The 24,637-nt window shown below is 45.6% G+C and carries 20 protein-coding genes; 10 read left to right on the top strand and 10 right to left on the bottom strand.

Annotation, left to right across the window (positions count from 1 at the left end):
- Positions 1–45 precede the first annotated feature (45 nt).
- From OQ289_RS15325 to OQ289_RS15290, 8 genes are all read left to right on the top strand, one after another.
- A complete protein-coding gene (locus tag OQ289_RS15325) occupies positions 46–291 on the top strand; it encodes a PLDc N-terminal domain-containing protein (RefSeq protein WP_270087733.1) in 246 nt (81 codons plus the stop codon).
- Between the two features lie 222 nt (positions 292–513).
- On the top strand, positions 514–1,794 hold the full coding sequence (locus OQ289_RS15320; protein WP_270087732.1) for a hydroxymethylglutaryl-CoA reductase: 1,281 nt from the start codon (positions 514–516) through the stop codon (positions 1,792–1,794).
- 31 nt (positions 1,795–1,825) lie between these two features.
- Entirely contained in the window at positions 1,826–2,782 is a 957-nt protein-coding gene (locus OQ289_RS15315) for a UbiA family prenyltransferase (RefSeq protein WP_270087731.1), read from the top strand.
- A 108-nt stretch (positions 2,783–2,890) separates the two neighbouring features.
- Positions 2,891–5,503, top strand: a complete 2,613-nt coding sequence (locus tag OQ289_RS15310; RefSeq protein ID WP_270087730.1) for a PEP/pyruvate-binding domain-containing protein — start codon at positions 2,891–2,893, stop codon at positions 5,501–5,503.
- Entirely contained in the window at positions 5,490–6,596 is a 1,107-nt protein-coding gene (locus tag OQ289_RS15305; protein ID WP_270087729.1) for a DUF3419 family protein, read from the top strand. Before OQ289_RS15310 ends, OQ289_RS15305 begins: the two co-directional genes overlap by 14 nt.
- A complete protein-coding gene (locus OQ289_RS15300; RefSeq protein ID WP_270087728.1) occupies positions 6,593–7,273 on the top strand; it encodes a phosphatidate cytidylyltransferase in 681 nt (226 codons plus the stop codon). The genes OQ289_RS15305 and OQ289_RS15300 overlap by 4 nt, the downstream gene beginning before the upstream one ends.
- The gene (locus OQ289_RS15295; protein ID WP_270087727.1) at positions 7,270–8,238 is read left to right on the top strand and encodes a hypothetical protein; all 969 of its coding nucleotides are present in this window, start codon (positions 7,270–7,272) and stop codon (positions 8,236–8,238) included. Before OQ289_RS15300 ends, OQ289_RS15295 begins: the two co-directional genes overlap by 4 nt.
- Complete coding sequence (locus OQ289_RS15290) at positions 8,222–9,751, top strand: AMP-binding protein (protein ID WP_270087726.1); 1,530 nt, start codon at positions 8,222–8,224, stop codon at positions 9,749–9,751. The genes OQ289_RS15295 and OQ289_RS15290 overlap by 17 nt, the downstream gene beginning before the upstream one ends.
- A 37-nt stretch (positions 9,752–9,788) precedes the next feature.
- Here OQ289_RS15290 and OQ289_RS15285 read toward each other — a convergent pair whose 3' ends face one another.
- From OQ289_RS15285 to OQ289_RS15240, 10 genes are all read right to left on the bottom strand, one after another.
- Complete coding sequence (locus tag OQ289_RS15285) at positions 9,789–10,805, bottom strand: SMP-30/gluconolactonase/LRE family protein (protein ID WP_270087725.1); 1,017 nt, start codon at positions 10,803–10,805, stop codon at positions 9,789–9,791.
- Between the two features lie 374 nt (positions 10,806–11,179).
- Complete coding sequence (locus OQ289_RS15280; RefSeq protein ID WP_270087724.1) at positions 11,180–12,127, bottom strand: 2-hydroxyacid dehydrogenase; 948 nt, start codon at positions 12,125–12,127, stop codon at positions 11,180–11,182.
- A 3-nt stretch (positions 12,128–12,130) separates the two neighbouring features.
- The gene (locus OQ289_RS15275; protein WP_270087723.1) at positions 12,131–12,616 is read right to left on the bottom strand and encodes a VOC family protein; all 486 of its coding nucleotides are present in this window, start codon (positions 12,614–12,616) and stop codon (positions 12,131–12,133) included.
- A 1-nt stretch (position 12,617) separates the two neighbouring features.
- Complete coding sequence (locus OQ289_RS15270; protein ID WP_270087722.1) at positions 12,618–13,787, bottom strand: mandelate racemase/muconate lactonizing enzyme family protein; 1,170 nt, start codon at positions 13,785–13,787, stop codon at positions 12,618–12,620.
- Between the two features lie 37 nt (positions 13,788–13,824).
- Positions 13,825–14,709, bottom strand: a complete 885-nt coding sequence (locus OQ289_RS15265) for a sugar phosphate isomerase/epimerase family protein (protein ID WP_270087721.1) — start codon at positions 14,707–14,709, stop codon at positions 13,825–13,827.
- A 31-nt stretch (positions 14,710–14,740) separates the two neighbouring features.
- On the bottom strand, positions 14,741–15,616 hold the full coding sequence (locus OQ289_RS15260) for a ThuA domain-containing protein (protein ID WP_270087720.1): 876 nt from the start codon (positions 15,614–15,616) through the stop codon (positions 14,741–14,743).
- 27 nt (positions 15,617–15,643) lie between these two features.
- Positions 15,644–18,868 carry a PVC-type heme-binding CxxCH protein gene (locus OQ289_RS15255; RefSeq protein ID WP_270087719.1) on the bottom strand — a complete coding sequence of 1,075 codons (3,225 nt, stop codon included), beginning with the start codon at positions 18,866–18,868 and terminating at the stop codon, positions 15,644–15,646.
- A 70-nt stretch (positions 18,869–18,938) separates the two neighbouring features.
- Entirely contained in the window at positions 18,939–19,325 is a 387-nt protein-coding gene (locus tag OQ289_RS15250; protein WP_270087718.1) for a transmembrane 220 family protein, read from the bottom strand.
- Between the two features lie 10 nt (positions 19,326–19,335).
- Positions 19,336–21,750 (bottom strand): TonB-dependent receptor, encoded by a 2,415-nt coding sequence (locus OQ289_RS15245; protein WP_270087717.1) that lies wholly within the window; start codon positions 21,748–21,750, stop codon positions 19,336–19,338.
- 450 nt (positions 21,751–22,200) lie between these two features.
- Positions 22,201–22,758, bottom strand: coding sequence for a hypothetical protein (locus OQ289_RS15240; protein ID WP_270087716.1), 558 nt, complete (start codon positions 22,756–22,758; stop codon positions 22,201–22,203).
- A 158-nt stretch (positions 22,759–22,916) separates the two neighbouring features.
- Between OQ289_RS15240 and OQ289_RS15235 the strand changes: the two genes are divergently transcribed.
- Positions 22,917–23,639, top strand: a complete 723-nt coding sequence (locus OQ289_RS15235; RefSeq protein ID WP_270087715.1) for a DNA alkylation repair protein — start codon at positions 22,917–22,919, stop codon at positions 23,637–23,639.
- The gene (locus OQ289_RS15230; protein ID WP_270087714.1) at positions 23,623–24,516 is read left to right on the top strand and encodes an SPL family radical SAM protein; all 894 of its coding nucleotides are present in this window, start codon (positions 23,623–23,625) and stop codon (positions 24,514–24,516) included. Before OQ289_RS15235 ends, OQ289_RS15230 begins: the two co-directional genes overlap by 17 nt.
- The last annotated feature ends 121 nt before the right edge of the window (positions 24,517–24,637 follow it).

The raw sequence follows: 24,637 nt of genomic DNA, 5'->3' as shown, positions 1-24,637 counted from the left end.
ATGTAGTGATTTATTTTGTATTTTTGTTTCATTAAATCGATTGATATGGAGTTATCAGGCTTATTTTCCATTTGGCAATTGTTGATTATCACTAATTTTGTTCTACAATTTATAGCACTCTATAGATTGACCTTTCGAGAGCAATTAGGCAATAATGAGCGTCTACTGTATTTTCTTGTCATGCTTGTCTTTCCATTCATAGGGTCCATCTACTATCTCATCAAGAGTTTTAAGCACAATCCTCATACGATGTGGAAGGAAGAGAAAGAGATGGAGAATGCTACCCAATAAAGAGGGGTGACGCAATCCAAGATTCCACTCTCGTTTTCATTTTTTAGGCCCGTGATACTCATGTTCCTCTATTGGGAGATGTAGGTCAAAAAATCAGGTTTCCGCAACAGCCAAAAATCGCTTTTCTTCCATTCTTCTGTTATCAAAGGTGACTAATAGTTGTCTTTTGTATTGCACATAAAGGCAAATTTATCTAGTTTTAGACATATCTAATTTATTTAAATGGCATCATCACTAGAGAAGGCAAGTACAGCACTGTATATTATCAATACGGTAAGGCAGATGGAAAAGATTATTGAGAGCATACGTGCAAAACAATTGGTATTTCTCGCCGATGAAGAAGTGTTGCCATTCGAACCTCAAGTCACTACCGAAGGCATCCGGCAGCGAAAAGAGTTCTTGCTCCGAAAGACCGGGAATACCTTACCGCAATTGACGGAGGGTATCGCTATTGAGGATTGGGGTATGTTGGATGGTAACATAGAGAATTTTATCGGCATGAGCCAAATCCCTACCGGCATCATTGGACCTCTTCGCGTCATCGGGTCATCGGCTCAGGGGGACTTTTACGTACCTTTGGCCACCAGTGAAGGAGCTCTTGTTGCGTCCTATCACCGGGGAGCCAAGGCTTGTTATTTAGCGGGTGGGGCCACTTCTATCTGTTTGATGGAGGGCGTCCAACGAAGTCCTGTATTCAAGTTCGAGAATGTGGCCGATCTCGGCCTCTTTGTCGCTTGGTTGCTTCCACAAGTGGACAAGTTAAAAGATATCGTTAGTCAGACGAGTCGCTTTGCCAAGTTGATGGATATCAAGATACAGATAGAAGGCAATCATCTTATTGTCACCATGGAGTACCATACAGGTGATGCTGCCGGTCAGAATATGGTGACTATCTGTACCGATGCTGTCTGCCAGTATGTGGTACAGGAGTGCCCTACCAAACCTAAGCTTTGGTTTATAGAAGGCAACTACTCTGGTGACAAAAAGGCAACGGCACTTTCTTTTACCAATGTCCGCGGCAAGAAGGTAACTGCTGAAATTGTCATATCCGAGGAGATTGTCCATAAAGTATTGAAGACCACACCCGAATTGATGGCCGAATATTGGCGTTCTTCCACAGTAGGAGTCATTCAGAGTGGCGCAATTGGCGCCCATGGTCATTATGCTAATGGGCTCGCTGCATTATTTTTGGCTACTGGTCAAGATGTAGCTTGCGTGGCCGAAGCTGCAACTGGTATCACCCGTATGGAAATGAATAAAGATGGATCTTTGTATGCCAGTGTCACCCTGCCCAATCTGATTGTTGGCACCGTAGGAGGGGGCACCCATCTTCCTACACAGCGCGAATGTTTAGAATTGATGGATTGTTATGGTCAAGGTAAAGCGCGCAAATATGCGGAAATATGTGGTGCGTTAGTATTAGCAGGCGAATTATCCATTGCAGCAGCTTTATCGGCTGGTCACTTTACACAAGCCCATCAGAAATTCGGGCGTAAAAAATAGAAGATTCATGGATGGCGATTATAGTAAGCATATGAATGAATTTAGTAACCCAGTAGAAAACAATGCTTCGTTTTGGAAACGTCTCTGGATCTATCAGAAGGAGCGTTTTCCACTGCTTGGGCATGGTTTGCTCGTTGCAGCATTCAGTTTTTCTGCAATAGCTTACAGCCGTATATGTAGAGGGGCTGAAGGGTTTGTCGATACCAAGACTTTTCTCGTCGGTATCTTCACGACCGTTTCCTTGTTTTTGTTGGTTCGCATTTTTGACGAATTTAAGGATGCCGAGGACGATGCCCGCTACAGACGGGAGCTGCCCGTCCCCAGAGGGCTCGTGTCCTTATCTGAGCTAAAGAAGGTAGGTATTGGTATCGTAATGCTGCAGCTTGCACTCAATCTGCTGTTTTTTCCTAAGATGCTGCTGTTGTATGCAGTGGTCATTATCTACCTGTGTTTGATGGGAAAGGAATTTTTCATACCCGAATGGTTGAAAAAGCATCAATTTTGGTATGTTACTTCTCATATGCTCATCATTCCACTCATCGATATCTATGCCAGTGGGCTCGATTGGTTGCGCGCTGATGTGGCTGCACCCCTGGGGTTGCTTTACTTCTTTGCGGTGTCCTATATGAATGGCATTGTATTGGAAATCGGACGTAAGATACGTGCTCCTCACGATGAAAAAGAAGGCGTATTGACCTATTCTGCGATGTTAGGGCTTCACCGGTCCGTATACAGTTGGGTATTTGTGCTCGCCATTACCCTATCCCTGACCATAGCCGCTTCCTATTATGCTGGTCACGGCGGGTTAACCTATTTGAGTTTGGGCATCATTTTCATGGGCTGTTGTATTCCTGCAGCACTTTTCCTAAAGTCCCAGACTAGGGGAGCAGCCAAAGCCATTGAAGTAGCATCCGCCATTTGGACCATCGCTATGTACCTCATTTTGGGAGGAGTACCCATGTTAGAACAATTGTGGACGGAAATTTGACATGTACTTTGACGCGTTTGGATCAGTATATGCGTTTATATACTATCTGAATTAGGGAGCTCCTATTTATAGAGTTGTCATTACATTTGAAAAGCTTTATTATTAAAGATGTTTATTAGAGACTATCAACACCAATATATAAAAAATCCTGCCATTGGCGGGAAAGCCAAAAATCTATTTAAGCTGACTCAATTAGGTCTTCCCGTTCCCAAATGGATGGTATTGCCAGCAGATTATCTTGCGGAGGTATTTAAAGATCTTTCTTCCATAGAACATACACAGGATATGTTGTATGCCATTGATACCTATCGATTTCCCACCTATTTTCTTAAGGAGATCGAAACATATTTTGGAGATACCACCTACTTTGCTGTGAGATCATCAGCGTTGGATGAAGACGGGACAAAGCATTCCTTTGCAGGACAGTTTGAATCATACTTATACGTGTGTAAGGAAGATATCTTGGCTCGAATCAAAGATGTCTGGCGGTCCCTTTATGCTGACCGTGTGCTGGCTTATCGATCGGCCAATAATCTCGGGCCCATCTTTGGAATAGGCGTCATAGTCCAACAGATGGTTGATGCCGACGCCTCTGGTGTAGCTTTTGGCGTCAACCCAGTTTCAGGCAACCGCAAAGAGAAGTTGATCGCAGGTGTTTTTGGTGTAGGTGAGGGGCTGGTATCAGGTGCATTGGATGCAGATAACTATATTGTACAGAAGCATAAAATCAATCGAGAGGTGGTTCGTAAAAAGGAAAAATATGTTATTGCACCTGACACAAAGAGGGGAACCATCAAGGTGGAGATACCCCGAGTACATCAGCATGATCAAGCCATTTCCGATGACATCATATTAAAGCTAGATACCCTTTTGGACGATCTGCGTGCGCACTTTGTCACTTTTCAAGATGTAGAGTTTGCCGTCAAGGACGATCAGTTTTATATCCTACAGACACGGCCCATCACGACACTTGCGCACACACCTGATAGCTCAGGAGACTATGTAGTCTGGGACAATAGCAATATTGTAGAATCTTATCCCGGTGTTACCACTCCCTTGACTTTCTCTTTTATCAGCCAGTCTTACGAAGGCGCCTACAAAATGTTCTGTTCCTTCTTGGGAGTAGATGATGCTACTATCCGTAGACATGAGCGGGTATTTGCCAATACCTTAGGGTTGATCAATGGCCGTGTATACTACAATCTCAAAACCTGGTACCACATGTTGGCCATGCTGCCTGGATATAGTCTCAATGCTCGTTTTATGGAGAATATGATGGGAGTTAAGGAGACCTTTGACGTCCCCAAGAGCTACCAACTCTCTACTGGCCAAGCCTGGCGCAGTATATTACGCATGGCTGTCAAGATGTATCAGCGCTTCCGGAGCTTACCCCACCGGCGCAAGGTGTTCAAAAATCTGCTAGACCGTACTATTGCGACCTATAAGCAAATGGATTTTCAACAGAAGAATGCTAACGAGCTGATGAAGCTCTATCTGCATTTTGAGCGTACCCTTTTGAATCAATGGAAGGCTCCTTTACTCAATGATTTCTTTGCCATGGTTTGGTTCGGTTTATTGCAGAAGAAGTGCGACGAATACACCAAAGGTGAGCATCCCAATATCCACAATGACCTTTTATGCGGTAGTGCTGATATCATTTCTACGCAGCCTATACACCGCAGTATTGCCCTTTCCACCATCATCAGCGAGATTCCCTTCCTCAAACATCTCTTTGTAGGCGAAGAGCCTATCGCTATATGGAGCACACTTTGTCAGGATGAAAGGCCTGAAAGTCAGCAATTAGTGTTGCAGATTCGGGCCTATTTGGATGATTTTGGTGAGCGCTGTGTTGGAGAGCTCAAATTGGAGACCATTTCATACGCACAAGATCCTACCAAGTTCATCCAGGTATTAAAGTCCTATGTCGAAGCGGGTATCACCACGGCTCGAACTTCCAATCGTATGGAAGATGAGGTCCGTTCGCAAGCAGAGCAGACCATGAAGAAAGCTCTGCGTCGCAAACCTATTAAGAAATGGCTTTTCAAAAAGACCGTCAATCGGGCTCGAGAACTGGTCAGTGCACGCGAAAATCTGCGGTACGAACGTACCCGTGCATTTGGCATCGTACGCCAATTGTTCACCTATATTGGTATCCGTTTTTACGAAGAGGGGATACTCGAGTTTGAACGTGATATTTTCTTTCTCACCAAGGATGAAATTTTCGCCTATATTGAAGGACGAAGCGTCACGCGTGATCTCAAGTCCCTAGTTGCGGTGCGCAAAGAGGAATTCGAACATTTTGAACATATGGAGGCACCTTCTGAACGTATAGCCACCTATGGCGTCGTATATCAAAGCAATGATTTTTATAGTAAAAGTAAGCTGGAGCCTTTGGAAGGCGAGTTGAAGGGTGTAGGCTGCTGTCCTGGAAGGATAAAAGCCAGGGTGCGTGTTGTTGTACATCCGGGTGAGGTCAAGACCCTGGACGGCGATATCCTCGTGACTTCTAGTACCGATCCAGGCTGGGTAACCCTATTCCCTAGCGCCGCAGGTATTGTTGTAGAACGCGGGAGCCTATTGAGTCACTCCGCTATTGTGTCCCGAGAAATGGGTATCCCCTGTATTGTAGGTGTCACGGGGTTATTGAAAACTTTGAAGTCGGGTGATGTCATTGAAATGGATGGCAGTACAGGTGAAATAAAAATATGTGAAGAAGCCTAAACCCACTATGACAGATATCCAAAAAGAAGTAGACTTTAACTTTATTCGATATGCCAATTGTTGGGAAGACCCTGTCATTCTACTAGAAGGTCTATCCCCTCGACCGCAAGCAAGGATTTTATCCATTGCCTCTGCTGGCGATAATAGTTTTTCGCTTCTGACTGCCGATCCCGCTCTCGTTGTTGCCGTTGACGTCAATGTTGTGCAACTCTATCTCGTCGAGCTCAAGAAGGTCGCTATCAAATATATGGAGTATCCCGATCTTTTGGCGTTTTTAGGGTATACCAGCACTGCAAAGCGAATTCATATGTTCCAGTCTATAAAAAAACAGTTAAGCACCGAAGCAAGACATTATTGGGCATCGCAAACCTCTTTGTTGGACAAAGGCATTATCCATCAAGGGAAATTCGAAAAATATTTTCAAACCTTTGCTAAGCGCGTGCTCCCTTTCATACACAGCCATAAGACAATCGAAGCACTATTGTCCCCCAAGGAGGAGTTGTCACAGCAGCAACACTACCAGCGTCATTGGAATACCTGGCGTTGGCGTCTTTTCTTTAAGATTTTCTTTAGCAAAGTCGTCATGGGACGTTTGGGGCGTGATCCGCAGTTTCTCAAGGAAGTAGATGTGCACGTGGGTGATTATATCTTTAAAAAGGCCGCGCGACATCTCCAAAAACAACAAGCTCAGTGCAATCCCTTTTTAAGGTACAATCTTACGGGGACTTTCGGCGATTTACGCCCCCATTATCTACAAGAATCCCATTTTAATGCCATCAAGTCCAATATTGATAGGCTCGAGATTCAACAAGGCTATGCGGAGCAGGTCGCCACTATATTTGGAAATTTTGATGCCATGAATCTTTCCAATATATTTGAGTATATGAGCAAGCCGGTATTTGCCCAGACAGCCAGCGCGCTATTGCGTAGTCTCCATCCTGAGGGGCGCATGGCCTATTGGAATCTGATGGTGCCACGTCGCGTCTCCGGCATCTTCCCCGCCGAAGCAGAGTACCTGAGCGCCTTGTCCAACAAGCTAAGTGCTGTGGATAATGGCTTTTTTTATAACCAATTTATTGTCGATCAAAAATGAGCCATACCAGTCTGTTGAATACATTTTTATTGTCCGCAGCCTATCTGGTCCTATTTGCCGTTGGTGAGGTATTGTATCACAAGTGCAAGGTCAAGGTCGAGATTAGCCGTAAAGTGGTACACATCGGCACGGGATTATTGGCCTTACTTTTTCCTCTTTTACTGGACAACCATTGGCTTGTTTTGATCTTGTGTGCAGCATTCGCCATCATACTCGTCGTTAGCCTGCGTTTCGGTTTTTTACCCTCTATCAATGCTGTAGAGCGCAAATCCATTGGCAGCTTGGCTTATCCAGTAGCTGTATATGGCTGTTATTTAGCCTTCTTATTCAGCGCACATCAATATCACTATTATTATCTCCCTATCTTGGTCTTGGCTGTATGCGATCCAGTGGCGGGGCTAGCCGGGCGCAAGTGGCCCATCGGCCCATATACTATTGCCGGAGCACATAAGACACTGATGGGCTCAGCTATGTTTCTGTTGAGCGCTCTTTTATTAGTCGGCAGCTATATTTTTGTTGCGGGACATCCCTTGACAGCACCAGCTATAGCCTCCATTTTGATTATTGCTGTCCTAGCTACATTAGCCGAGGCCGTGAGTCGGGATGGCTATGACAATGTCAGCATTCCCTTTTCGGTAATCCTTGGACTCCTGCTTACCCAATCCTTACTAGCATGATGGAGATTCAATATTTCGGTCATCAAGAGGCGGACCTTGATTTATTCCAGACCTTTATATCTTCTGGATCCGTTCCCGTCGAACATTTCCATACCGGTATAGTTGTCCGAGAAGACGGGCAGGCCTTGGCTAAGGCCGCATTGTACATCAATCCTCAGCTTGTGTATCAACACTATAAGGTTGGTTTGGTAGGTGCCTATGCTGCCATGGAGCATATTAGAGCATGCCAACTGTTGTTTGGTACATTATCAGACATCGCCAGTAGCTTGGGATTGGACATGCTTTTGGGACCTATGAATGGTTCTACATGGGAAGACTATCGGTTTGCCGATTATTCAGATCGAGCACCATTCCTGATGGAAAAGGTACACCCCTCATACTATTCCGAGCAGTGGGAGCGCTGTGGCTTTGAAACTATTGCTCGATATTACTCTTCTGAATCCTATCAGCTTCAGATAGCCGATCCCACCATCGCATCCAACGCCCTCCGTCTCCAAGATGAAGGCGTCCGTATCCGACCGTTAGATTTGGAGGACTATGAATCCGAATTAAGGCATATTTATCCTTTTCTGACACAAGCCTTTTCTACTAATTTGTTATATTCTACAATCGCTGAATCTATTTTTATCGAAAAATACCTTCCTTTAAAGCACTATTTACAAGCAGACTTTGTGCTGATTGCTGAGCATGGCGACAAGGTCGTAGGGGTGTTTTTGTGCCTAGCCGATGCATTGGATACCAAAAATAGGACCTTGATTATTAAGACTATTGCTCGAGATTCTGCATCTTTATATAGAGGGCTGGGGCATGTCATGGCCGCACAGGTGTATAAACAAGCACATCAACAGCAGTTTAACCGTATCATACACGCCTTTTTAAAGGAAGAGGGAACTTCTACGCCTATTTCCCAACATTTTAACGGTATTCCCTTCCAAACTTACTCGTTATATGGAAAAGTCCTTTAACATTACCGAGTTGTTTTTGGCTGCCGCGGCCCAATATCCCGATAAGTTGGCTATTGTTGAGCAGGATAGGGTTATTTCGTATCGGCAATTGGAAGCAGATGTTCGATATACAGCGGCTTACTTCGAGAAAAGAGGCATTGTACGAGGCGACCGTGTGCTTGTTTTTGTTCCTATGGGGATACCCCTGTATAGGATCGTACTTGCTTTGTTCTATATGGGGGCCACCGCTGTGTTTTTAGACGAATGGTCTGATCGCAAGCGCTTGGACACTTGCTGTAAGGTTGCCGATTGTAAAGCCTTTATAGGTCATTGGAAAGCACATTTGCTCCGTCTACTCTCCACCGGAATCCGACGCATACCCATTAAGCTCAGCTTAGGGTACAGTAAAGAGCGCATGGCTCCCCAGGTCGCTACCCACATGCAGGATGCAGCCCTCATCACCCTTACCACAGGAAGTACCGCAGCTCCCAAAGCAGCAGTCCGCACCCATGGTTTCTTGCTTGAGCAATTTCGAGCTTTAGAAGATAAGATAAGTGCCCACCCTACAGATGTAGACATGTCGGTGTTGCCCATTGTGTTGCTGATCAACCTTGCCGTTGGCTCCACTTCGGTAATCGCAGCTTTCAAGCCTAGTAAACCCACTCAAATGGATGCCCGTTTGATTGTTCGGCAGTTGCTGGATCATCAAGTCACCCGGATTGTGGCATCTCCTTATTTTATCAAGCGGTTGGCCCAGCATGTGCTTTCCCAAAATATCCAAATACCGCAGCTCGCCACTATCTTCACCGGAGGAGCTCCTGTTTTTCAGCGTGAAGCTCTCTTATTTACACAAGCATTTCCGCACCAACAAGTACAGGTCGTTTACGGTTCTACCGAGGCCGAGCCCATTAGTTCTATAGAAGCTACAGCTTTGGCCACCGACCCCATTATCTACCAGCCCCATCGAGGACTGGCCGTGGGTATTCCTTATCACAAGACCGCTGTACGTATTATACACATCACCGAGGATAAGCTATTCGATATTTCGGGGCAGTATTTTGATCAGATTACATGTTCAGAAGGGCAGTGGGGAGAGATTGTCGTTTCTGGCCCCCATGTATTGGCCCATTATTATAAAAATGAGGCAGCTATGAAGGCCAATAAAATCCTTATCGATGGTGTATATTGGCACCGCACTGGTGATAGTGGCTATCTACAGGACGGGCATTTGTTTTTGACAGGACGCTGCCAGACCCTGATTCCACAGCAAGGGACGTGGATTTCTCCATTTGTATTTGAGAATTATATCCTCAGCATCCAAGGTGTAGAAATAGGTACCATCCTTCATATTGATGGCGCGTTAGTAGCTTTTATTGAATGTAGCAAAGGTATCTCCGACTTCGAACGGATCAGGGCTAGAGTTCTTTCATTGCCCTTGACAATCACAGAGGTGAGATTTTGCACCTTGCCTCGCGATCCCCGCCACCACTCCAAGATTGACTATCATCGGCTACGAGAAGCCGGATTGTCTTAGACTGTTAACACCCTAAAATAGGCACGGGTTCGTTTTCTTACAAGTTTAATAATGGCACACGCAATAGTTTATCCGATGCCGTGATATATAGATGACCGTCTCCACCAAAATTGCAGTTGGCGGTAGCGGTGCCAAGCTTGATCCGACCTAATAATTCACCTTTGCTATTCATGACGATAATTCCATTGCCCGCAGCAGCAAATACATACCCGTCCGAATGTACCTTGATGCCATCAGCTGCTACATGTTCAGTAGGAAATTTTGATTTGAAATCAACAAAAATTCTTCCCTCTCCAACTTCCAAATTATCCTTTAGCGGATACTCCATGATATAAGGATTTTTACCATCACTGATGGCTACATATAATTTGTCTTGTCGGGAGGATAAGGCTATACCATTAGGTCTCGTTAGATTCGAAATGAGTTGTGTCGTTTTTCCCGATCGGTCTAATCGATAGACTCCATTGGCTTGAATTTCTCTATTTATCGTATCTCGCTCTCTATTTGGGAGACCATAAGGTGGGTCCGTAAAAAAATAGTCGCCACGTTGATGTTGACAGATATCATTAGGCGAGTTAAACCGTTGTTGTTGCCAATGTGTACTTAATGGATTCATCTCTTTAGTAGCCAAATCAATCTCTACTATCCGTCTATTTCCGTGGTCACAAGCTACTAAATGCCCATCTTTATTGATCAGTAGCCCATTTGTTCCAGGTTCCTCACTATAAAAATCAGTCCCTTGGTAGCCTGCTGGTGTGAGGAACTTTTCTAGACCATTGTTCAACGACCATTTATACACCGTGTTGAGTCTCGGATCGCTGAATAATAAATAGTTTCCTTGCTTGACCCATACCGGGCCCTCTGTCCATTGCATACCGTCTGCTAGCAGCTCGACTTTAGCCGTGGGGGCTATTATTTTTTTGAAATCGGGATGCATCACTTGGATTGTAGCACCCTCAAATATTTTTGGGGAAGTCTGTCCAAATATCACTAGCGGAGACAGTAGGAGCATCAGGACGAGTACGGCAAGTTTTCTGTTTGTATAAGCGGTCATTATTTTTGATTTTAAATTTCAGTATGTGATTGGTTACACCTGTCGGCAATATATGCTTACCCTTTGGTATAAAATAGCATGTGCAGGTATACATTTAGGGCTGACAGGTTACGGGAACATATAAAGATAAGATTATTTTTTCTTCGGGACAATCCTATCCTTTGATCGTATACCTAATATATCGTATACTTAATATATGACCCTGGATAAGGGGTATGTGCTAGAGCATATATCTGGTAGGTTTATAGATTTGGTAGGTTTATTTTACAATGGTGAGTGTGATGGCCGCTACGAATTTTAGATTCTAGCGGCTTTTTTTTAACAACATATTTTGCAAATTTCTTCCACTACAGCTCCATGTAGGGAAGGGGCAGTTAAAGCTCACTATAATTAAAAATACTTCTTATATCAGGTTTTCCATCCAAGAGGATTTCCAGTACATTGCCTACGGCAAGTAAGCACATTTGACGATAGGTTGTTGCAGTCAGGCTGCTCGCATGTGGTGTCACCAATACCTGTGGATTGGATACTAAGGCCTTACTGATAGCTGGAGTCAAGTCGGGCAATACGTCAGCCGCAAATCCAGACAATTGCTGGGTATGCAATGCATTTAAAAGCGCTTCATGGTCGATTAGTGCTCCGCGGGCAGTATTGATCAAACGTGCCGCAGGTTTCATTAAGGTCAGCTCGTCCACACCGATTAAGGGAGCATCACCTGGGGTATAGGGGAGGTGTAGGCTTACGATATCTGCTTGGCTCAATACCTCCTCCAAGGGCAAATAGGGGTAGGACACATCCTGTTTACTACGGTTCCAATAGATTACCCGCATCTCAAATGCTTCGGCTAGACGGGCCACTCGCTTACCGATATTGCCCATGCCCAGAATTCCTAATGTCTTGCCCGTCAGCTCGTCACCGTTATACACGTTTCGCCAAGCCCAATTGCCTTGCTTGACTTGCTCTATTGTGCGGTATAGGTCGCGGATAGACATCAACATCAAAGACAGGGTATGCTCGGCCACGGTCCCTGCATTTGCGCCGGGAGTGTTCACTACTTTAATCCCTCGAGCCGTTGCTGCTGCCACATCGACATTGTCCAAACCCACGCCACATCGGGCGATGACTTCCAAATTAGGACAAGCCCGTATCAAGGTCTGGTCTACTAGACCCTTGCCTCTTGTGATGATCGCGTGTACATGTTCATATGCTGCGGTATCTTGAAGGCGTCTCTGATCATATCCAACAACTACGTTTGTCCGATCCATCAGTAGAGCCATGGCTTCGTCGGCAATGGTTTCCAACAATAAAACAGTCTTCTTCATATGCTATTTATGATATAGCGTGGCATCATCCGATTTGTTGCCCCTAAAGTCATTCCGATTGGATACATACAGTCCTTCTTCGTACAGCTCGTCTTTGAAGATTTGTGGGTCTATTTCGGCATCTGGGCTAGAAGATATCTCCAATAGATTGCCGCTAGGGTCACGTAAAAACATTTGCATGGCCCCATCGGGTAGCTGCCTCACCTTGCCCCAAGGCTTGATGTCAATAGCATTCAGCTCTTTCATCCGAAAAAATATAGCGTTGAAGTCATCCGTCACAAAGCAGATATGACCCCGGAAAGAAGGAGTATCTTCCCATTCGGAGATATGCAATTGCTGTTCGGCATTGACACGGAAAAACATAACGGGATAGTCGAATCGGAAAGCCGAGAGAGGTTCCAAGCCCAATTCCTGTTCGTAGAATTGGGTTGCTTTTTCGAGATTGTCGACAATCACGGTGACGTGATTGATACGGAGTACACGTGCCATATTAGTTGATTTTTTGTTTGAATTCCTGTATAAAGTCCCAGTTGGGGGTGAGGCCAAGTCCGGGTGCGGTAGGGGCATCCAAATAGCCATCAGTAACACTTATCTGCTCTTTTACTAGGTCATACATCATCGGGTTGCCGCCCAATGAAAATTCGATGACCGTCGCCGAAGGAGAAGCGAAGGCTACATTCACGCCTGCCATGAATGAAAATGCCGATCCCCAGCAATGTGGTGCCAATTCAATCTGCTGTGTATTCGCCAGATGGGCTACCCGCACCGCCTCCGAGATTCCACCAATAATGGCCGAATCAGGCTGTACGACGTCCAGAGCACGTACATCCATCAGATCGCGAATATCAAATGCGGTAAATTCACTTTCTCCTGCCGCAATCGGAATCGTGGTCATGGCCCTCACCTCAGCAGTACCCTGTTTGTTGTCCGGATTAATAGGTTCCTCAAACCAGTAGAGGTGACAGTCTTCTACACCACGACAGAAATACTTAGCTTCTGGTACGCTGAATGTTCCATGTGCATCTGCCATCAATTTGATATCCGGCCCCAAGGCCTTCCTTGCCGCCTTTACCCGTGCGATACTTAGTTCAACGGTTTTGTCCATGACACCTACCCGCATTTTTACACCCTTGAATCCTTTAGCTACATATCCATTCAATTGTTCACCAATATGGTCCACATCCGCCCAACCGCCACTAGCATAGGCCTCCATGCGATCACGACAGGCGCCACCCAGTAGTTCGACCACCGGTATCTGTAAGGCTTTGCCCTTTAAATCCCATAAAGCGGTGTCTACACCACTTAGGGCGGATATAGTCAATCCTCGGCGACCCAAAATTGGAAACTTGCGACCTCGAGACAGTGCATAGTGATCACGTGTGCCATTGTACAACTCCTCCCAGATACGGGTGATGTAGCGCGCATCTTTTCCAATCAGTAATGGTTTTAGGTCGTTCTCGATGCAGCTTACAATAGCGGCGCAACCACCTGAGGATCCTACGGCCGCTTTTGCCTCGCCATAGCCCTGCAGGCCACTGTCGGTTGTGATGACCACTAGGGTCATGTCAAAGTGGGTGAGTAATCCGTAGTCCGAGATATGTTGTTTGGCTTCGGCAATGGGACACTGTAACCAATACGCTTCTACATTTGTTATTTTCATCTCTATATAATTATTTAGTCTATCCTATATATCTGTACTACAATAAGGTTGATAAAGTTTCATAGGACTTACGAGTCAGCATCGTATAGAATTCTTCCGTGACCGCTGTGCTACCATGGTCTTCCAAAAACTTGCGTTGCTCGGGTGACAAGTTTTGGGGATTTTCATCCAATGAATTAGGATAGGGATTTGCCGGTGTACGGTCCAATGGTGAGCAAAATTCTACCGATAGCACCTCATCATAACCGATTTCGCGAAGCGTATTCACTATCCGCGCCCAATCCAGATGACCCATTCCCGGTGCCATACGATTATTGTCGGCCACATGGAATCCCACCAGTCGGCCCTTTGTCCTTCGAATAGCTTCGTAGATATCCGACTCTTCCATGTTCATATGGAAGGAGTCTAAGCACACGCCACATTTGGGGCCTACAGCTTCCGCCAATACCAAAGCTTGGTCACCTCGATTGATGAAATAGGTCTCGAAGCGATTAATAGGTTCTATCCCCAGTAAGATATCCGATTCTTCAGCATAGTCATAAATCTCTTTTAGAGAATCTACCGCCCATTGCCACTCTTCCTCTGGACGTGCTTCAGCAACAATCTTGCCCACTGTGCCAGGTACTACCGATACCATGGTGCCCTCCAGTTCTTTGACCATGCGCACTACGTCTTTAACATATTGCACCGATCGAGCCCGTTGGGCTTCATCTTTGGCCAGTAGGTTGCGCTCGCCGAGCATCAATGTCACCGATCCCCAGCACGATATGTTGTATTGTTGAAGCAGTTGCCGTACCTGTTTTGTATCATATTGTTCGGGGGTTCCCGCAATCTCTAATTTGGTATAACCGAGTCCAGCTATCCTTCGGATGGTCGTCTCCAATGTTTCTGCGCGCATCCAATTGTGAATTGATAATTCCATCTATTATGTTATTTATCGGGTTTTCTAATGACTATTGACGGTAAGGTACGTTGATGTTCATCTTCCCGGCCCATTGCTTTGGCACCTCCTTGTCCAACGTCCAGTGAATGGCATTGATGACCAATCTTTGTAGACCTTCTTCTTTAAAATCATCGGGATGTCCAAGTGTAGTGAAGAAGCTCTTGCCGCCCCAATTTGTCTTCCAGGTCCAAGCAACAGGGTTGTCCACCGCCGTTTTGTCCGGATCCACTGCTTTACCCATCAACAAAGCTGTAGCTCCTTTTGGTGGAAAGTCCGGTACCACATGGTACAGCCATGATCGCACATGGAAAGCCGTTGGTACGCCCGTTAAGATAGGGTTTGATTTTTGAGCCTCGATTACCGATACATCCGTACTGGAATTATGGCCGTAATGTGTATGTCCCGATTTACCCCAGCCCGGAGGAGTTCCAAATGCAAACTCACCAAACGCATTCCAGCTTTCGGATGGATGCCCAGCCGGAAAGTTGAAGCCGTGCGTGGTCGTCCTGAAGCCTATAGCAGGTTTACCCGATTTGAGATAATCGTCAATAGGCTTCAACTGGTCTGTCGGTAGCCTTCTCCAGCGCAGATAGAACACCACTAGGTCCGCATCTTTCAGTATCTCCAGCCCAGGGATGTTCTCTTCGGAATTGTGGTCAGGGGCCGATTTTAGCACCACGGCCCGCATATTGTAGTTCTTCTCTAATTCCGCTGCAAGGATAGGCATTGTAGCCTCGCTACTATACTCGTGGTCGCCCGTGACGAATACGACCAATGGTTTTTTGTCCACATCGGTCGTGCTCTGTTGCTTCGGGCTGGCCCCGCAGGAAAACATAGTCCCGATAAGCAATAGGCCAATGATTCTCTTGAGATGTAATATTTGCATGTCTTTTGTATATGGGTGTTATATTGGTTATTTCTTGAGCGGATGTTCCTTCAGTAGTTCATCAACGGTATAAAATCCCTCTTTATTGTTTGTGGCCTGTCGTATAGCCTTGACTTTTTCTACTGAAATCGCCGACGATGTATTGCCAAAGGAATTACGGACATAAGTCAATACGGCCGCTATTTCGTCATCTTTCAACATCCGTCCAAAAGACATCATCGGTACTTGGCCGGGATATTTTTTACCATTTACTTCCATGGGGCCTTGCAGACCTTTTAGTACCAGTTTGATTAGTCGGTCTTCATCTCCGGCAATCCATTCATTCGGTGTTAATGGCGGGAAACCGGATACTTCAAGTCCTTTTCCATTTTCTTGATGGCAGGTGACGCATAGCCCCTCACGCAAATACACTGCCTTCCCAGCCAAGAAGGTCTCTTTGTTGATGCCTTTGGGTATGGCGACTTCTTTTTCGTCCACTTTCACGTCCTCTTTGCCTTTGAAACGGGCTAAGGTCCATTCATACGGCGGCTTCATCCAATCATCTAGCGGACTTTTACCTGCTTCTGTAATCACGGGTAGCCCCCCTTCGTTCGGAAGCCAAGAGGCTGCTACGATAGCCTCCAGGCGTACTCGCGGATGGGTATCTCCTGCCATTTGGCGAAGCAGCTCGGCCTGGTTGGCGATATGGCTCCCCTCATTTCGGAGTATGCGTACAGCTGCCGATCGTACATGATAATCCTTGGCTTTTAGCAATTGCTGTAACAACTGTTGATCCACTTTGCCCGTCCCTGCTGTCACCCAAAGGGCTTCCAATTGATGGTGTTCCAGCTTAGGGTCCTGCTTATCGAGTTTGGCGACCCAGGTCTTGACATGCGCCAGCACTTCTTCGGTCTTTCTGTCGCGTAGTTCACGACGTGTGCGGTAGCGGGTACGGTACTCCGGTAGTTTAAGGTTTTCCAACAACACAGCTATAGGCTCTCCCGCAATTTTGGAAGGTTGTACCAGCGGACGGCTAGGGTAGGTCACACGGTAGATACGTCCATGCGTGTGATCCCGCATCGGATCCCGTTGGTTGTGCTGCATATGGCCGATCAGTACATTATGCCAGTCAATGACAAATAGTGATCCATCCGGCGCAAATTCCAGATCTACTGGTCGGAAGTTCATATCCGATGATTGCAGCAGGTCCTGTCGATGGCGACTTTTGTACCCCGAGCCATCATCTTCCAATACATGTTGTTTTGTACCCAAGAATCCAATTGTGTTATTGATCAAAATATCACCCTGTACTTCATCAGGGAAGTGCCGGCTGGAGACAATCTCAAGCCCTGAGGTAGGTCGCACTTTATGCGCATCTTCAATCAGGTCTTTAGGTTTTTGTATAAATTTGGCATATGTTGGCTTGACCGATCCCGGCAACATCCAGCTCACTGCAGGACCTGAGGTCTCGGCATAGAAATCCTGTCCCCACCCGTCAAAGGTAATACCCCAGGGATTGGGTACATTCAACTGTGCAATAAAGTCCAGTTTACGTCTTTTAGGATCGTATCGATAGAAGCCCCCTCCCGTGGCACGTACTGTACCATAAGCGGTCTCTACATCTGTCAATAGGAAGACACCTTGCCCCATATATATGCCGCCTGTAGGGTCATAGGTGTAGGCGTGGTGCGCATGGTGCGTGTCATGGTCGTCAAAGCCGCTCAATAGGATTTCCCGTTTATCGGCTTTGTCGTCCCCGTCTGTATCGGTGAGCAGGATCATGTCCGTACCTTGTGAAAGATATACCCCTTCGGCCGATAGTTCAAATCCCAGCGGTAGCTGTAGGCCATCCGCAAAAATAGTCTGCTTGTCTGCCTTGCCATCCTGGTCGGTATCCTCCAAGATAATCAGCTTATCGTTTGGTTTGGGGTCTCCTGGTTTCCATTGGGGGTAGGTGGGCATCACCGCCACCCATAGCCGCCCCTTGTTATCGAAGGTCATTTGCACCGGTTTTTCCAAATCTGGAAACTCTTGCTCCGAAGCGAATAGCTCTATTTTATAACCTGGAGCCATTTTGAACTTATCAAGCGCTTCTTCGCCGTACAGATATTTCGGAGACCCATTTTTACCGTTGTTGGTATAGTTTGTTTTGATTTCGGGCAGCTGCGTTGTGTTTTTATCGGCCGCTGTCAAATCCATCTTTTCCCCCTTTGTCGCCTTCCAGATCGCAGTATCGCGAATAGCCGTAAGTTCACGTAGTTTGATAATTTCCGATGGAAAGTTATCAGGACCAAATGGCTCATATCGTTGTCCAAAGACATGGACTCCGTTCGGCATCTTATAGTCGTTGTGCCACATCCAGTTTTTTTCCTGTACAGCAGCGTGTACCAATGTACGATGCGCTTCAGCGATGGCAGGAGCCTTTCCAAAGAGTCCGTCTGCCAGCGTTGGGGCCAATTTGGCATAGCCTGCCTCTGAAAGCTGTATCCCGTCTATAGTCAAGGGCTCATCCGCACCTTTGAACCATTTCTTGGTCTTGGAGAATACATCTACAAAAACCACCTTATTTGCTTTAGCGACCTCCTCCATGGCGTCAGCATATAGGGCTAGATTTTCATTCTCGACCTTCCCACTAGGCAGGTCCCTTTCTTTGGAGAGGTCCTCAAAAGCGATAGGAGAGACCAACGCCAGTTGGGGGGCAGTAGTACCGTTATACTTTTGAGCTAAGGTATGTTTGATAAAAGCATCCAATTCGGCTTTGTAATTTTCCAAACCAGCCTTACCTCTATAGGACTCGTCGAAGCCAAAGAAGGCAATGATGATATCTGCTTTATGGCGCGTGATCCATTGATCCGGTGTTTCGAAAAAGCCCTTTGCGTTGGCATCATTCGCCAGTTCAGTCCCCTCGTAAAATTTTTCGGCACCGGGGAAGGCCCATGGAGAAGGTACGCCAGCATGGGGTCTGAATCCGGGAGTATTGCCGCCATCGCTCAAATTACGAATGTAGAGGATGCTGTCTGGATATCGGAGTTGAAGCTCTGTTTCCAAATGCCCATAGTTCAACATCCGTGACCCTAGGTTGTTGCCAATCAAGATGATATGCGCCCCTTTGTGAAGCTCGAGTTTGTCGGACTCAAAAAATGAACAACTTGTTACGCAGGTAGCGATTATACCCATCAGCAATACGAATTGCAGTTTGATTCCGTCAAAACCCCAAAATCGGCTTCGAAGGATAGGAACCCAACGGTTGATATCAGGTGATCGTTTTGTCATAATTTAATTTTTATCTATGTTTATAATAGATTACTCGGGTAGAAGTTTGCTATGTACTACCGTCGAGATGCTAATTTTTTTCTGGTTGTTTTGGTTTTCGATAATAGATTAAGTTTATCGCTAAGGCCACGATAGCAATCAGTAGCCCAAAGAATTCACGTGTCTCTTCTATCCACGGTTTTTCGGCCTTCATTTGCCCCGCTATATTTTCGGCATGATGATCATAAATCCAATCCAGTACCCCATCTTGATGTACCATCTTGAATATCGCATAACCCGAATATACGACGATTGTCAACAGGACGAGACCATTGTTAAAGCGGTTTGCAGCTGCACCAAAGCACAGTAAAGCCACCCATAGATAAAGAAGTATCCATAGCAAAGGATCCGGGTCGTTGTATTGCAGCCAGGCACATACCACAAAAAGAATACCCCATATACTATTGAAAATTTTCATCTGATTTTATTTAAAATCTACCCGTTAACGTCACACCATAGGTTTTCGGGTCACCTGTCCGCACGGCACCGAAATCATACGCGTAGGCGATATACTTTTTACCACCCAGATTTCTTCTCCAGACCGATATTCCTATATGTGGACAGCTTACCCCTAGCTGGGCATTGAACAAGCTGTAGCCCGATTGGCTAATAGTATTGGATAGGTCAAAGTATTGTTTGCCCAGGGCCACCCATTCACCTCGGCCCGTTAGTTTTATGTTTTTTTGCTTCACCAACGTATAGCTGTACTGCCCGGTGAAGGTGTTCGTCATTTGAGGAGTATACAGTTGTCGATTGCCATTTAGGTCAACTTCTGCTCCTTGCTGTGCTATTTTGAGTGCTTTGTATTTGGCATCTGTATAGCCTAGATTATTGCTGAAGGTCAAGTCTTTGATAGGGTTAAAGGCTAGCTCCAATTCCACCCCTCGGCTGTGTAAATTGCCCGTGTTGCGGGTTATCGTCATAGCATCGGGCAATACCAGCGTAGGTACTTGTACATCCGTCACGGTGGTATAGAAGATCGCCATATTCAACCGCAGGCGATTGTCCATAAATTGGTTTTTGATGCCGATTTCATAGTTGTTGCTATATTCTGGCTTGAACTTATGTAGCGGTGGTTGTGAGGGATCAGACGATAAGGACGTAAATCCTCCCGAGCGGTAGCCTCGGCTGTAGCTCCCGTATAGCAGATGCACATCCGAAAGTTCGTAGTGGATACTCACTTTGGGTGAGAAGGCCTTAAAACTGGCCGATGCACTGGTGTCGGGTTGGGTTTGGAATACAGGTTCCGAATCACCGTCTAGCTGGTATTCACCTAGCACGCGTTGTTCTTTATGTTCATAATCGTAGCGTACGCCTGCCGTCAAAGCCAGTCGGTCGGTGAGCGCATAGCTCAGTTGTCCGAAGAGTGCAGCGCCCAGCGCCTTGCCATTAGCCGTGGTAATGATTGAAAAATTCTTTTCCGGTGACCCCATTAGATCGGCCTGTTCTCCAAAATGAGTGGCCTGTTTGTTCGGCACATCCTGATGGAAGAGGTAGGCCCCCGCTGTCCAGTTCAAAGCGGATTGGACATGCGCAGGTGAGCTAAATTTAAATTCCTGTGTCCATACCTTTACATTGTTCCAATCCCGTCCATAGTTGTTCTTGATTGTCACGCCATCAATAGGTGAAAAATCACCATCTATCGGCTGGTCGTAGTAGCGATGGTTGGATTGCCATGCCGTCTGCGAACTGAAGTTGATATGCTGTCCTGCATAGTTTATGGACAGTGAGGTGTTAAAGCTATTATCCAACATCTTTGTGGTCGCATTCTGGTTGAGACGGTAGGGGTCAGTGGCAAAATCCGCTAAACTACCCAAGAGGGTGAATGGGCCATGGTTGCGGCCATTCCGATGCTTGACATTGGCGGTAATGGTCCATTGAGGTGATACGATATATTTTAGGTAATAATTGCCTGCAATACTATTTTGCTTATCGTGACGATCCCCGGTAAAGTCGTTGATGAAAAATCCGGCCTGGCGACCGTACATACCCGCCACACCCAAGAACAATTTATCCTTGACCAAAGGCTGTCTCCACGCTATGTTGTACCGCTGTTGACCATAGTTGCCCACATTTACCTCCATTGTTCCACTAGCCTCGTTACTTGGTGCTTTGGTGATGATATTGATGGCTCCACCCATCGCATTTCGACCATATAATGTGCCCTGCGGTCCACGGAGTACCTCTATCCGCTCGATGTCGAATAGCTGAGGGATGTAGGTGTCCAGATTGAACTGGTTGACCCCGTCGATATAAGTTGCCACCGCCGGGTCGTACGATGTCGAGGTGATTCCTCGTATCGCCGTGACGTTGCGGTCATCGCCAGGGTTTGCACTATATAGGTTGGGGACTAGGGCGGTTAGGTCCCGAATATTCCATAAACGGTACGCTTGCACATCCTTGGCCGAAAAGGCCGAGATGCTGAACGGTAGCTTTTGTAGCGATTCGTCACGCTTTTGGGCCGATACGATGACATCTTCCAACTGTGTGTCCGAAATTGGCAACGTTATGTGAAAGGTACCGGCTTCATTTGTATTTATTTCTTTGATTTGGGTGGCATATCCTACAGCAGATACCCGGATACTGTATATACCGGGGTTTAGCAAGTCGAAGTGAAAATCACCATTTACGTTGCTCATTGTGCTGCGGTTGCTGTTTAAGATGTACACGGTAGCGTGTGGAATGGCCTTAGATCCACTGTCGGTTACACGGCCGTCAATATGGCCTTTCTGCTGGGCCAAAAGTGAAAAATTATGAATGAGAAAAATAAATAGAAAAATTAGGGGTCTATACATGGTATATGCAATTGGTTTAAGGGTAATAGATACTTTTTTATAGGTCATTAGCTTGAGTTTATATCGGTTACGCAAAGCCATCACTTTGCAATAGGTGGTACTAAAAATACACATTTTTAAATAGGTTATCGGTTGGGACGACGGATTGTCTCTCAAAAAAATGTAAAGTATTGGTTACAATGCCGAGAGGGCCGTTTGAAGGACAAGTGAGGCCTTGCTCCACCGCTTTTTGTAGGGAACACATTTCTTACTAAAACCCAGAATTGATAGCAAAATGAATGTCTCCCTCCACGGAAGGAAATAATCAATCGCAGTAAGAGGTATTAGCTAAAGATTGCTGAAAAGGTATCACAACATACTGTAAATGTACTGAGGCTGAAGGTGCTGGTTAAAGTTACCTTTGCTGTAGGGGATGTGGTTATTCACTAACGGAATATTGAAGCTAATTCGCTACATATGGCTTATATACGCTAAGATACTTAGCTTTTTGAATATTTTTTATTGCCCTTTCCAATCTAATCGGTGGTAGGCAATCCCAAGATTTTCACAGCACTTGGCTAGCCACGTGCGGACTTCCTCTTCTTGAGGCAACTTAGATTTTGAAATGATGATATGCCCACCGGTTTTTAGCTTTGGAAAGATATAGCTGTTTGTCTCTGTGATTTCTTCAATATTGGTGAATAGGATATGGGCTTCCCCAGTAATATCTTGTAGGTGGAAGTCTGTAGCAGTGAAAGTAAGGGTAATGGGTTGTCCAAACCGTTTGCTCATCTGCTTTTCTACAAACTTGTTAAAAAAACGCTTATAATACCATTTTTGAAAGAGCGGATAGAGAAGGAAGCAGATAATAGCGGATATGACAAAATAAATAGCGATGTGTTTTTCGAATTTATAAAAAATCAACGCCAATATTGTAAAGATGGCTAGTAATAAAAATCGCCCTATATTGGCACTTCGTTTTGCCATACCTGACTGGTCGATGTAAAAAAGCTGGTATTGAAGAAAGTCTTCTTTGTGAAGTGGGTATTGTATCGTGAGCTCTTTGTTTTCGTTCATATCTGGTTAAATTTAATATAGCATTCCGATGCTCATACTACAGCTAGTAGATGGATTGTCCGTGGGACATACCGCTACATTGCCCAAAATATTTCCATCCCTGTAAAGATAAAAATTTAACGGAATTTCTATCTTTATCTCTTGATCAATCATCCAAAATGGAAAGTATAAGTAGTAAGGCGGTTATAAAAGACAAGGTGGCGGAGGCTTTGCGCCAGCTACAGCATAAGGGTGCCGATGCTTTTATCATTTCACTCCAAGAAGGCTTGCTCAATAAGAAAGTGAAGTTTCCGCTATTGGAGTATGCAGCTATGGAATTAATGACCGTCATTCCGGAGGACATACAGCTTGATTTGGCGGATCGTATTGTCTACTTACGTGCAATGGGTGGACAGGTATTGGTAGGTATCATGTTGCGACTTCGGTTGGACACGGATTATGAACGAACGATCAACAAGGCTTGTGATTATATCAGCTTTGGTAACGAATGGTATGTGTGTGATATCATTGGCGAGCGGGTATTGGGTTACGCGTTATTGACCAAGCCCGAAATGACGATTCCAATCCTAGACCGATTAGCACTACATCCTGACAAATGGTTGGTCCGGACGGTGGGAGTAGCAACACACTATGCCGTCAAAAAGAAACTCCAACCACCTTTTGTGGAGCAGGTATTTAGGATATTACTGCAACTTTCGACTGCTACAGACTTTCATAGTAAAAAGGGGATTGGGTGGGGAGCCAAGACCGTCGCCCGATTTCATCCTGCACTTATCGATTGTTATCAGGACCAGATTGTGTCAATCGAGACCAAGCAATGGTTTCGAACTAAAATCAATATCGGACTTAATCGCAGTAGAGGCAATGGCACGGAGCGTTGAAGTCAAATCCATATTGAACAAGACCAAGCGGCGTGATTCTTGGTTCCTAGATGACTATACAATCAACCCCTACAGCGGCTGCTCCTTTAATTGCTTGTATTGTTACATCAGAGGGAGTAAGTACGGGGTAAACATGACGGACAAACTCAGTCTGAAAAACAATGCAGTGGACCTGCTGGATAGACAACTGTCCTTAAGAGCTCGTAAAAAACAGTATGGTATCATCGTATTGTCTTCCGCTACCGATCCTTATCTGCACATAGAAAGGACGCAACTTCTTACCCGTCAAATATTAGAAGTCATCCTTCGGTATCGGTTTCCGTTACATGTTATTACCAAATCGGAGTTGGTCCGTAGGGATTTCGATTTGATACAGGCCATCGATAAGGCGGCTATACTTCCACATGACCTTCAAGGGCAACTTTCGCATGGGGCCTTTGTGACATTTTCCTTCTCAACGATTACAGATGGTATTGCACGTGTTTTTGAACCAGGAGCCACGCCACCGTCGACACGATTAGAGACCTTGGCGCTTGCCTCTCAATACGGGCTACACAGTGGTGTTAGCATGATGCCCTTGTTGCCCTTTATTACCGATACATCAACCCATTTGGATCAAATGTTTGGAACGTTCAAGGCTGCAGGGGCATCTTATATATTTCCGGCAACACTTACCTTGTTCGGGGCTGCACCTTACGATAGTAAATCCCTAACTCTGGACGCGGTCGCTAAGCACTACCCTCATTTATTGGAAAAATATCAGCGTTTTTTTGCCAATGGTACACAGATGCCGCTGTATTATCGAAAGGCTTTCGCCAAAAAAATGGCGGAATTACATTTGAAGTATGAGCTTCCAAATACCTTGATGTGTGTTTAGATCCGTGAGAAGTCAATTAATTGCATATGGTTGTCCCTAATACAACTGGTGAAATTGATTGTGTGGTCACAAGGTTCTGCGATATCGCTCTCGTTTGCAGGGTATGTCCTTATGTCAAAAA

Source organism: Sphingobacterium sp. SYP-B4668, assembly GCF_027627455.1.
In the GTDB taxonomy this organism is placed as follows: Bacteria; Bacteroidota; Bacteroidia; order Sphingobacteriales; family Sphingobacteriaceae; genus Sphingobacterium.
This window is presented reverse-complemented; position numbering and strand designations above follow the sequence as displayed.

Bases quoted from the DNA above. Each gene is read 5' to 3' on its own strand.
- OQ289_RS15320 (WP_270087732.1), top strand. From the start codon at position 514: ATGGCATCATCACTAGAGAAGGCAAGTACAGCACTGTATATTATCAAT.
- OQ289_RS15260 (WP_270087720.1), bottom strand. From the start codon at position 15,616: ATGCAAATATTACATCTCAAGAGAATCATTGGCCTATTGCTTATCGGG.
- OQ289_RS15245 (WP_270087717.1), bottom strand. From the start codon at position 21,750: ATGACCTATAAAAAAGTATCTATTACCCTTAAACCAATTGCATATACC.
- OQ289_RS15270 (WP_270087722.1), bottom strand. From the start codon at position 13,787: ATGAAAATAACAAATGTAGAAGCGTATTGGTTACAGTGTCCCATTGCC.
- OQ289_RS15265 (WP_270087721.1), bottom strand. From the start codon at position 14,709: ATGGAATTATCAATTCACAATTGGATGCGCGCAGAAACATTGGAGACG.
- OQ289_RS15240 (WP_270087716.1), bottom strand. From the start codon at position 22,758: ATGAACGAAAACAAAGAGCTCACGATACAATACCCACTTCACAAAGAA.
- OQ289_RS15310 (WP_270087730.1), top strand. From the start codon at position 2,891: ATGTTTATTAGAGACTATCAACACCAATATATAAAAAATCCTGCCATT.
- OQ289_RS15290 (WP_270087726.1), top strand. From the start codon at position 8,222: ATGGAAAAGTCCTTTAACATTACCGAGTTGTTTTTGGCTGCCGCGGCC.
- OQ289_RS15325 (WP_270087733.1), top strand. From the start codon at position 46: ATGGAGTTATCAGGCTTATTTTCCATTTGGCAATTGTTGATTATCACT.
- OQ289_RS15315 (WP_270087731.1), top strand. From the start codon at position 1,826: ATGAATGAATTTAGTAACCCAGTAGAAAACAATGCTTCGTTTTGGAAA.
- OQ289_RS15300 (WP_270087728.1), top strand. From the start codon at position 6,593: ATGAGCCATACCAGTCTGTTGAATACATTTTTATTGTCCGCAGCCTAT.
- OQ289_RS15280 (WP_270087724.1), bottom strand. From the start codon at position 12,127: ATGAAGAAGACTGTTTTATTGTTGGAAACCATTGCCGACGAAGCCATG.
- OQ289_RS15230 (WP_270087714.1), top strand. From the start codon at position 23,623: ATGGCACGGAGCGTTGAAGTCAAATCCATATTGAACAAGACCAAGCGG.
- OQ289_RS15275 (WP_270087723.1), bottom strand. From the start codon at position 12,616: ATGGCACGTGTACTCCGTATCAATCACGTCACCGTGATTGTCGACAAT.
- OQ289_RS15235 (WP_270087715.1), top strand. From the start codon at position 22,917: ATGGAAAGTATAAGTAGTAAGGCGGTTATAAAAGACAAGGTGGCGGAG.
- OQ289_RS15250 (WP_270087718.1), bottom strand. From the start codon at position 19,325: ATGAAAATTTTCAATAGTATATGGGGTATTCTTTTTGTGGTATGTGCC.
- OQ289_RS15285 (WP_270087725.1), bottom strand. From the start codon at position 10,805: ATGACCGCTTATACAAACAGAAAACTTGCCGTACTCGTCCTGATGCTC.
- OQ289_RS15255 (WP_270087719.1), bottom strand. From the start codon at position 18,868: ATGACAAAACGATCACCTGATATCAACCGTTGGGTTCCTATCCTTCGA.
- OQ289_RS15295 (WP_270087727.1), top strand. From the start codon at position 7,270: ATGATGGAGATTCAATATTTCGGTCATCAAGAGGCGGACCTTGATTTA.